This is a genomic window from Stenotrophomonas sp. STEN063 (genome assembly GCF_056854515.1).
Genome location: NZ_JBXFWF010000101.1, coordinates 1 through 10,358 on the forward strand (window position 1 = coordinate 1; position 10,358 = coordinate 10,358).

General features: G+C 64.9%; 7 protein-coding genes. 4 read left to right on the top strand and 3 right to left on the bottom strand.

Annotated elements, in window-relative coordinates:
* Positions 1–147 precede the first annotated feature (147 nt).
* Positions 148–2,253 carry a M13 family metallopeptidase gene (locus AC1VWL_RS18475; protein WP_482987651.1) on the bottom strand — a complete coding sequence of 702 codons (2,106 nt, stop codon included), beginning with the start codon at positions 2,251–2,253 and terminating at the stop codon, positions 148–150.
* A 321-nt stretch (positions 2,254–2,574) separates the two neighbouring features.
* Here AC1VWL_RS18475 and AC1VWL_RS18480 point away from each other — a divergent pair, with 321 nt between their 5' ends.
* Complete coding sequence (locus AC1VWL_RS18480) at positions 2,575–5,520, top strand: bifunctional diguanylate cyclase/phosphodiesterase (protein ID WP_481534369.1); 2,946 nt, start codon at positions 2,575–2,577, stop codon at positions 5,518–5,520.
* Here AC1VWL_RS18480 and AC1VWL_RS18485 read toward each other — a convergent pair.
* Complete coding sequence (locus AC1VWL_RS18485) at positions 5,512–6,414, bottom strand: LysR family transcriptional regulator (RefSeq protein ID WP_481534370.1); 903 nt, start codon at positions 6,412–6,414, stop codon at positions 5,512–5,514. The genes AC1VWL_RS18480 and AC1VWL_RS18485 overlap by 9 nt on opposite strands.
* Before the next feature lie 101 nt (positions 6,415–6,515).
* On the opposite strand from AC1VWL_RS18485, the gene AC1VWL_RS18490 reads away from it, so the two are divergent.
* Both AC1VWL_RS18490 and AC1VWL_RS18495 read left to right on the top strand, forming a co-directional pair.
* Positions 6,516–7,313 carry a DODA-type extradiol aromatic ring-opening family dioxygenase gene (locus AC1VWL_RS18490; protein WP_482987652.1) on the top strand — a complete coding sequence of 266 codons (798 nt, stop codon included), beginning with the start codon at positions 6,516–6,518 and terminating at the stop codon, positions 7,311–7,313.
* Positions 7,314–7,503: 190 nt separating this feature from the next.
* Positions 7,504–9,150, top strand: coding sequence for a Na+/H+ antiporter (locus tag AC1VWL_RS18495; RefSeq protein WP_282271877.1), 1,647 nt, complete (start codon positions 7,504–7,506; stop codon positions 9,148–9,150).
* A gap of 157 nt (positions 9,151–9,307) precedes the next feature.
* Here the strand turns inward: AC1VWL_RS18495 and AC1VWL_RS18500 are convergent, their stop codons facing one another.
* Complete coding sequence (locus AC1VWL_RS18500; RefSeq protein WP_282271879.1) at positions 9,308–9,556, bottom strand: DUF3297 family protein; 249 nt, start codon at positions 9,554–9,556, stop codon at positions 9,308–9,310.
* Positions 9,557–9,686: 130 nt separating this feature from the next.
* Here AC1VWL_RS18500 and AC1VWL_RS18505 point away from each other — a divergent pair, with 130 nt between their 5' ends.
* Positions 9,687–10,229 (top strand): DUF6630 family protein, encoded by a 543-nt coding sequence (locus AC1VWL_RS18505; protein ID WP_482987653.1) that lies wholly within the window; start codon positions 9,687–9,689, stop codon positions 10,227–10,229.
* The last annotated feature ends 129 nt before the right edge of the window (positions 10,230–10,358 follow it).

Genomic DNA, 10,358 nt, shown 5'->3' on the forward strand with positions numbered 1-10,358 from the left:
GTGTAGTTGGTGGGCGCTCTCGCTCGTGGGTGCCGGTGCCGGTTGTCGGGCCTCGCCGGCCCCCCCCCCCACTACCGCCAGCAGCACAGCAACCCCTCCCCAGCCCTCCCCTTGGCCTTCGGCCAAAGGGAGGGAGCGCAAAGCCTTTTACCAGACCTTCACCCGCTTCTCGGGCGCCAGGTACAGCTTCTGGCCTTCCTTGACCTCGAACGCCGGGTACCACGCATCCACGTTGCGCACGGTCAGTGCACGGAACTGGCCCGGTGCATGCACATTGGTCAGCAGTGAATTGCGCAGTGCCTGTTCACGCGCCTTGCTGCGCCAGGCCTGGGCGAAACCGAGGAAGAAGCGCTGGTCCGGGGTGAAGCCTTCCAGCGTCTGTTCCTGCTTGCCCTGCAGTGACAACCGATACGCGTCATACGCAGTACCAAGGCCGGCGACGTCGGCGATGTTCTCACCCAGCGTCAGGCGACCGTTGACGTGTACGCCCGGGAACGGCTCGTAGCTGTCGAACTGCATCGCCAGCGCATCACCGGCGGCGTTGAACTTCTTCAGGTCGTCTGCCGTCCACCAGTTGTGCAGCTTGCCGGTTTCATCGAACAGCGCGCCGGCATTGTCGAAACCGTGGCTGATCTCATGGCCGATCACCGCACCGATGGCGCCGTAGTTGATCGCATCATCAGCGGCGCCGTCGAAGAACGGCGGCTGCAGGATGGCTGCCGGGAACACCAGGCGGTTTTCCAGCGGCACGTTCATCGCATTGATGGTCTGCGGCAGCATTGCCCATTCGCTGTGGTCGACCGGCTTGCCGAGTTTGGCGATGTTGCGCTGGTATTCGAACAGCGAGGCGCGCTGGGCGTTGCCGAGTGCATCGTCCGGCTTCACTTCCAGTGCACTGTAGTCGCGCCACTTGCTCGGGTAGCCCATGTCCACCTTGAGTCCGGCAACCTTGGCCTTGGCGTGCGCCTTGGTTTCCGGTGACATCCATTCCAGCGCATCGATGCGCTTGGCGAAGGCAGCAATGATGTTCCTGGCCATTTCATCGGCGCGCGCCTTGGTGGCGGCATCGAAGTGGCGCTCGACGTAGATCTTGCCAACGGCCTCGCCAACCGCGCTGTTGGTCTCAGCCACCGCACGCTTCCAGCGATCGCTCTGCTGTGGGGTGCCGCTCATCGCAGTGCCATGGAAGGCGAAGTGGGCATCGGCGAAGGCCTTGGGCAGGTAGGTGGCTGCCTCGTCCAGCGCGTGGAAGGCCATGTAGTCCTTCCACACATCCAGCGGCTCGCTGGCGACCAGCTTGGACAGGCCGGCCACGGCCTTCGGCTGCCAGACGATGAAGTCCTGCTGGGCTCCCAGGTTGGCGCCTTCCAGGAAGGCCTTCCAATCCATGCCCGGTGCCTTGCTGGTGAGGTCGGTTTGCTTCCAGGCGTTTGCGCCCTTCTGCACGTCGTTGGTTTCTTCCTGGGTGGCGTGGGCGCGGGCGATCTTGGTTTCCAGCGCGACAATGCGCGCCGCCTTGGCGGCCGCGTCCCTGTCACCGGACAACTCCAGCAGCTTGGCTACATAGCCCTCGTAGGCCTTGCGCAGCTCGGCCATGCGGCCGTCCTGCAGGTAGAAGTCGCGGTCCGGCATGCCAAGGCCGCCCTGCACCAGGTAGGGCGCGTTGCGGTCCGGCTGCAGCAGATCCACCGACACCCACACGCCAAACAGGTGCGGGGTGTAGAAGTTGGTGGCGTTGAGCAGGTCCACGTCGGCACGCAGGCTGGCACCCAGGGCCTTTGCCAATGCCGGTTTGTCGGCAATGCCGGCGATGGCCTGCAAAGCTGGCTGCACCGGCGCGATGCCGCGCGCTTCGATGCCGGCTTCGTCCATGAATGCGGCGTAATAGTCACCAATCTTGCGGACTTCGCCGGGATTGGCCTTGCCGGCTTCTTCCATGATGGCGCGGGTATCGGCCAATGTTTTCTCTGCGATCACATTGAAGCTGCCATAACTGGAGCGATCGGCGGGTATCTCGGTGCGCTGCACCCATTGCCCATTGGCGAAGTCGTAGAAGTTGTCGCCGGCAGCGACGCTGCGGTCCATGCCGTCGGCATCAAAGCCAAAGCTGCCCAGCTGCGGTTTGGCAGCACTGCTGGCGGGTGCGGGTGTCGCGCTGGTATCAGTGGCGGGCGCGCTGGCGTCCTTTGCGCAGCCGCTGAGGGCAAGTGCGGTGCCGATTGCCAGTACCAGGAGAGAACGTTGCAAAGCCATGACGGTATCCAGAGGATGTGTATGACAAGTCTAGACCTCGAACCCCGTTCACAAAGATATTGATTCTGGCACTTGACGGATGTGCACAAGTGCGGGGAATGCGAGAAAATTGGTCACGCACTCTTCACGCCGACGGTGATTGTGCTGCATGCTTGAGCGAACGCGCTGCACGTGGTGTCTGGGGAGACATTCGCAGGGTGGAGTATGTGGTGTTCGCATGCGACCGTTGCAGGTCCCCACCTGCCGGTTCCTAGTTGTAGTGATGCCAGGACCAACATACGCAATGCCAGCTTTCCGTCTACTGATACGTTGGATTCACCGGTGACTCGGACGCCGGCTCATCCATTGCGGGTCATGATCATTGCCGGTGTGGCAGTGGGCTTGCTGTTGGCAGGCGGCATGATCAGCATGTTGTGGAACGACCGCAACAGTCGGCTCGAGGCCGCGCAGCGGCAGTCGGCGGCGCTGGCCAGTGGCAGCAGCCGCTTGCTGCGCGCGCAGCTGGTTACCTGGGAACGCGCATTGCGCGGCACCGCCAGCGACACCCGGGAGTTCTATCGACAGGTGCCTGAGCAGGCACCTGCCTTGTTTGAGGCCAGCGTGCGCGGCGTGCTGGAGCGCAACCAGGACCTTGCCTCCATTACCCTGGTGGATGATCGCGGTGTGCCGCTGTCGGCAGGAGTGGGCGATCTCACGTTGCAGAGTTGGGTGGTTCCGGAAAACCGTCTGCTCAACGGTGGCCTGTTTCTGGGTGCCCTGGAGCAGAGCGCGGACAAGCATTGGGTGCTGCGTGCGGCCTTGCAGGTGCAGCCCGATCAGTGGCTGCTGACACGGGTGCGGCTGGGGGCCTTCCAGGAGGTTGTCAGCGGCCTGGATCTGGGCCGCGACGGTACCGCCTCCATTGGCAACCGCTACGGTCAGTTGCTGGCCCATAGCCGCGAACCGGAACGATTGGTGGGCAGGCCGCTGGCGAAGCCGATGCGGGTGCTGCCGCCATCACCGACGGTATTGAAGCGCGGTGTGGTGACCAGTCCTTTCGACGGCCAGCGCCGCATCGCCGCGGTCAGCGTGCCCACCGACTTCCCGTTGAGTCTGTACGCCTCGTTGTCCTACCGCGAGGTGATGGCTGGCTGGTATCTGCTGCTGTATGCCTCCATTGGCATCTATCTGCTGTATCTGGCCGGTTTTGCCTACCTGCTGTATCGGGTTGACCGCAGTGCCCGACACCAGCAGCAGCTCAGCGAGGAATTGCAGGCCGGCAATGCCGAGCTGGCATTGGCCCACGAAGTTGGCAAGGTGGGTACCTGGTCCATCCATGGCGAACGGCCGATCGTGTATTGGTCGGCGCTGACCCAGCAGATGCTGGGCCTGCCGGGGCGCAGCACTTCGCTGGAAGGGTTCTTGACGCGGGTGCACGATGAAGACCGCGCCTGGCTCAACGACATGCTGGTGCGTGCCTTGGCCGGCAAGGGCGCCTTGAACGCGATGTTCCGGCTGCGCAGTGGCGACGGTTCGCTGCGTTGGCTGTCCGCGCGCGGTGAGCTGGTCGACGATGCCGGTGACAGCAAGCGCCTGGCCGGTGCGGTGGTCGACATCAGCGAGCGGGTCACCACCGAGGCGCGCGCGCAGGAGGCACAGCGCCAGTTCCGGCTGGTGTTCGATCGCAACCCGGCGCCGTTCTGGATTTTCGATCTGATCACCCTGCGTTTCCTCGAAGTAAACCAGGCTGCGATCGATCAATACGGCTACAGCCGCGAAGAGTTCCTGGCGATGTCCATCCTCGACATCCGTCCAGCAGCGGAATGGGATGAGATCCGCCAGACCGCCGGCCGTGCCTTGAGTGGTGATCTGCTGGGGCTGCAGATCAGCACCCACCTGCGCAAGGACGGCAGTGCCTTCCACGTGCAGGCGCATTTCGCCAAGCTGGAATTTGCCGGCCGCAATGCCTGCCTGGTGCTGGCCGAAGATGTCAGCCAGCGCCTGCGCTACGAGAACGAGCTGGCCTACCGCGCCAGTCACCATGCAGGCACCGGCCTGCTGACCGTGCGCGCGCTTTCCGAGCGCCTGGATGCGGGCAGCCGCGGCTACACCATCGCCCATGTGCAACTGCGTGGCCTGCAGATGATCACCGATACCCTGGGACGTGATGCCGGTGAAGAGGCATTGCGCGCGGTGTCGGTGCGGCTGGGCGGGCTGGCCGCCCGCCATGGCCTGCTGGCGCACCAGCCGGCCGAAGACTTCGTGCTCGCGATCGAAGGCGAGGGCGACCCACAGATGGCGCTCAACGCCTTGTTGGCGGCGGTGGCCGAGCCCATCCGCGGCCGCGATACCTATCACCAGCTGGAAGCACGCATCGGCGTGGCCAGCTGCCCGCGGGACGGCGAACTGGCCGAGCAGGTGCTGGGCCGCGCGGCACAGGCCGCGCACGCTGCGCGTGAAACCGGTGTGGCGCTGCTGCACTTCCATACGGGTATGGCGGCGCATTACACCGAGCGGCTGCAGTTGGCCGGTCGCATCCACATGGCCATCGACCGCGGCGAATTCCTGCTGCACTTCCAACCCATCATGGATGCCTCCGAAGGCAGCCCGGTGGCGCTGGAGGCCCTGCTGCGCTGGCCGCAGGCCGATGGCAGCTTCATCGCACCGGCTGATTTCATCCAGCTGTGCGAAGACACCGGCCTGATCATCGCGCTCGGTCGCTGGGTGATCCACGCTGCCGCACGCGCGCAGAAACAGTTGTCTGCCGCGGGTTGGCAGCACCTGCCGATCGCGGTGAACGTCTCGGCGGTGCAGCTGTTCAACAGCGACCTGGTCGGCGAGTTCAGCCGTGCCATGCAGGACCACGGCCTGGCCCGCGGTGCGCTGCAGATGGAGCTCACCGAGAGCGTGCTGATGCGCAATCCTACCCAGGCGCTGCAGACCCTGGGCCACCTGCATGCCAATGGCGTGGGCGTGGCGCTGGATGATTTCGGTACCGGCTTCTCCAGCATGTCCTACCTGCAGCATCTGCCGCTGGATTCGCTGAAGATCGACCGCGGTTTTGTCAGTGATGTCGAAACCAATCCGCGCAACGCCGCCATCTGTCGTGCGCTGCTGTCGCTGGGCCACAGCATGGGCTTGTCGGTGATCGCCGAGGGCGTGGAGACCGAGGGCCAGCGGCGCTGGCTGGCCGCGCATGGCTGCGACCAGGTGCAGGGCTACCTGCTGGGCCGGCCGATGCCGCTGCAGCAGGTACTGGCGATGCTGGCAGACAGCCGCTCAAACTGAGCGGTCGGCGTCCTCGTCCAGGCATTCGACCAGGTAGTCGATGAAGCTGCGCACCTTGGGTGCCAGGTGGCTGCGGCTGGTGTAGACCGCATAGATGCCGATCGGCGGTACTTCCCACTGCGGCAGTACCGGCATGAGGCGGCCGTCGGCAAGTGCCTGATCGATGATGAAGTCGGGTTGGGCGATGATGCCCATGCCGGCGATGGCAGCCTCGCGAAGTACCTCGCCATTGTTGGCGCGCAGGTGCGGTTGTACGGGGATGCTGACTTCACCCTCTGGTCCCAGCAGCTGCAGTGCCTCGCCGGCGGCGGAGTAGGTGTAGGTCAGGCATTCGTGCGTGGCCAGATCCTGCGGGGTGGTAGGAGTGCCGCGTCGGGCCAGGTAGGAGGGTGCCGCGCATAGGCGGATGTGGACTTGCCCCAGGTGCCGGGCAATCAGGTTCGGGGCCGGCTGGCGGATGATGCGGATGGCCAGGTCATAACCTTCCTCGACCATGTCGACCAGGCGGTCGGACAACTGCAGGTCAAGCTCCACCTGTGGATAACGCGCGCTGTAGGCCGGCAGCAATGCACCGAGCCGGGCGATGCCGTAGCTGACCGGCGCATTGATACGCAGCCGTCCGGACGGCTGCAGCGCCTGCGCGCCGACCGATGCTTCCAGTTCGTCGAACTCGGCCAGCAGCTGCACGCAGCGCTGGTAGTAGGCGGCACCGGTGCTGGTCGGGCTGACCCGTCGCGTGGTGCGGTTGAGCAGGCGGGTGGACAGGCGCTTTTCCAGCGCGGCAATCTGACGGGTGACCGCGGCGGTGGAGATGTCCAGGGCATCAGCGGCGGCGCTGAAGCCATTGCGCTCAACCACCGCGACAAACACCCGCATGGCATCGATGGTGTCCATTGTTCCCGTTTCCGCAATAAAACGTTGCTGTCGAGATTATTTGTTGCTGGTGCTCCGGGCAATAACCTGTGTGCTCCCCAAACCCCGTCAGGGAGCCCACGATGAGCAGCCAGCTGCCTTCCCTCTACATCTCGCATGGTTCACCGATGACCGCCCTGGAGCCGGGGTTGGTGGGGCCGCGGCTGGCTGAGCTGGCTGCCGGGATGCAGCGGCCGCGCGCCATCGTCATGGCCTCGGCGCATTGGCTGGGGCATGCGCCACAGGTATCGGCAGCGGCCGAGCCGGAGACCATCCATGATTTTGGTGGCTTCCCCGAGCCGCTCTACCAACTGCAATACCCGGCGCCGGGCGCACCGGCGCTGGCCCGGGAGGTGGCCCAGCGGCTGGCCGATGCCGGCCTGCAGCCGGGCATCGACCCGCAGCGCGGGCTCGATCATGGCGCCTGGGTACCGCTGCGTTACCTGTATCCGGAGGCAGACATCCCGGTGCTGCAGGTGTCGATCCAACCCCGGCTCGGCCCGAAGCACCAGTTCGCGCTGGGCCGTGCACTGGCCCCGCTGCGTGAGCGGGGCGTGCTGCTGATCGGCTCGGGCAGCATCACCCACAACCTGCACGACTGGCGCAGTTACCACGAGGGCAAGGAAGCGCCGTATGTGCGGCCGTTCATCCACTGGGTGGAGCAGAAGCTGGCGGCCAACGACCTGCAGGCCATGTTCGACTACCGCCAGCAGGCGCCGTTCGCGGCCCAGGCGCATCCCACCGACGAGCATCTGTTGCCGCTGTATTTCGCGATGGGCGCAGCCGGCAGCGACCAGCTAGGCGCTCGGCGGATCGATGCCGGCATCGACATGGGGTTCCTGGCGATGGACATCTACCGCTTCGATGGCGAGGCGCAATGAGCTTGGCAGGTGAGCGCTTGGCGTGAAGCGATGCACGCCAAGCCAGCTCGCTCTGCGTGATGCGATTGCGAGCGATCATCGAGCACATCGACGACAGCATCGCCTGATTGCTGTGGTAATTTCCCGGTATTCATCCGCCACTGCCAGTGTCGGCAGCCTGCTGTCGTGGTAGTGAATCCGTGGAACGGGCATGCACACGATTGAAGTAGTTCTGGCGATGCTGGTGGCGGTTGTCGCCAGTGGCTATCTGGTAAGAATCCTCCCCTTCTCATTGCCGTTGCCCTTGGTGCAGATCGGCTTGGGTGCGCTGATTGCAGGCGTGTTCAATCGCGGCCATGCGCTTGAGCCGGACATGTTCTTCCTGTTGTTCCTGCCGCCGCTGCTGTTCCTGGATGGGTGGCGCATTCCCAAACAGGGCCTTTTCCGCGACAAGGGCGCGATCCTGGAGCTGGCGTTCGGCTTGGTGGTGTTCACCGTGCTCGGTGCCGGACTGCTGATCCACTGGATGATTCCATCGATGCCGCTGGCGGTGGCGTTCGCACTGGCGGCGATCATCTCGCCGACCGATCCGGTGGCAGTCAGCGCGATTGCGTCACGCGTGCCCATTCCCAAGCGGCTGATGCACATCCTGGAAGGCGAGTCGCTGCTGAACGACGCCTCCGGCCTGGTCTGCTTCCGCTTCGCGGTGGCGGCGGTGATGACCGGTTCGTTCTCGCTGGCCGAGGCATCGCTGACCTTCCTGTGGGTCGCTTTCGCCGGCCTGGCGATTGGCGTGGCGGTGACCTGGAGCGTGTCCACCTTCCAGCGCTGGTTGTGGCGCAGTTTCGGTGAGGAGCCGGGCGCGGCGCTGCTGGTCAACCTGCTGATTCCGTTTGCCGCCTACCTGTTGGCGGAAGAACTGCACGCATCGGGCATCCTCGCCGCGGTGGCCGCGGGCGTGACCATGAGCTACGTGGAGCTGACCGGTCGCATCAGCGGCAGCATGCGTGTGCAGCGCAACGCGGTGTGGAACATGGTGCAGTTCAGCTTCAACGGCATCATCTTCGTGCTGCTGGGCGAGCAGCTGCCGGGCATTGTCGAGCGTGCGATCGAGACCATGTCGGTGACTGGCCATCACAGCGCGTGGTGGCTGCTGGTCTATGTGCTGGCGATCAATGCCGTGCTGGTGGTGCTGCGACTGGTCTGGGTATGGCTGTCGCTGCGCTGGAACCTGTTGCGGGCGCGGATGCGTGGCGAGAAAGAAACCACCAGTACCTCGTGGCGGGTGGTGCTGGCGATGTCGGTGGCCGGCGTGCGCGGCGCGATCACCCTGGCCGGCGTGTTGACCCTGCCGCTGATGATCCCCGGTGGTGAGCCGTTCCCTGCGCGTGACCTGGTGATTTTCCTGGCGGCGGCGGTGATCCTGGTATCGCTGGTCGGTGCCAGCCTGATGCTGCCGCGCCTGCTCAAGGGCCTGGAGCTGCCCAAGGACGATGACAGCCGGCGCGAGGAAGACCTGGCCCGCAGGGCCTCGTCCAAGGCTGCGTTGGCAGCAGTGGAGAAGGCACGACAGGCCCTGGTCGAAGGTCAGTCCACCAGTTCCGTGCAGCTGCTCAACGACGCTGCGGCGCGGGTGAGCCTGCTGTACCAGCGCAATCTGGAGAAAGGGCAGGGCCCGGACGAAGACCCGGAGAAAGTGCGGCGCATGGAACAGGCCTATCGCAGCCTGCGTAGCGCCGGCTTGAATGCCGAGCGCGAGGAGTTGTTCCGGCTGACCCGGCGCGGGCAGGTATCGGATGAGATCGCGCGCAAGCTGATCCGTAATCTGGACCTGCTGGAGACCCGGCAGAGGGATTGAGGGTGGTTGTTTTGGGTCCGCTTGTTAGAAGCTTCCCCTCACCCCAACCCCTCTCCCGCAGGCGGGAGAGGGGCTCGGATCACGTCAGCTGCCAGTGCACTAGCCCCTCTCCCGCCTGCGGGAGAGGGGTTGGGGTGAGGGCAGGCTCTTAGGGCTTTTAAGCGTTCTTCAACTCAAGAAAATACGGCTCAACCGTACCCTTGATCTTCAGCGTCATCGGGTTGCCGCGGCGGTCGCGGGCCTTGCCTGCCTGGACGCGGATCCAGCCTTCCTGCACGGAATACTCTTCCACGTCATCACGCTCGATGCCGTTGAAACGCACGCCAACGCCGCGCTGCAGCGCTTCGGCATTGTGGAACGGGCTCTGCGGGTTGACCGCCAGATGATCGGGAGGGGTATCGCTCATATCAATGCTTCAGTGAAGGCCACCGTGGCCCTCTTCGGGGCGCAAGGATAACCGCTGTGGCGTGCCAAGGCTTTCGCTGGCACGCCGCTGGCGGCAGAATGCGCGCCAATCATGTAGTGGAAACAGCCCCATGCCAGACAACAGCGCCGATTACGAAGACTCTGACGAACTGCAACCGGATTTCGACGAAGACGACCATCCGGCGCGGGTCTGGAACCTGCTGTGGCTGATCAACCCGGGTGATGAAGACGCGGCGCTGCAGCAGTTCGATGCCTGGCGCGAAGCGCGCGCGGGTGCCGAGGACGACGCCAGCGACGAGCAGTGGCTGTGGGACCTGAAGGACGCCATCGACTGGCGTTCAGGTTTTTATGTGGATTGGAAGGACACCGATTCCTTCGTCGCGGCACTGGACGAAATGGCCGCGCGCTGGAACCTGGATATCGCCTGGGGCGGTGACTTCGACGACGAAGACTTCACCGACGACCTCGACGTGCCGACGCTGATGACCACCGCCCATGACCGCCTGCGCGAGCACGGCTACACGGTGTGGAACTGGAACACCGGTGGCGATGCCTATGCCGGTTGGGTGGCACTGAGCCGCGACGACGAAGCGATGCTGGCGCTGTGCTCGTTGCTGGGTGTTGAAGTGCGCCCGGGCAGCGACCCGTTCTAAGCCCGCAGCAACGGTAGCGCCGAGCCATGCTCGGCTGGGGCTGTACCGATAGACCAACCTGTAGTGGGGGGGGGGGGGCGGGGCGGGGGGGGGGGGTGGCGCGGGCGGGCGCACTCGGGGGGGCGGGGC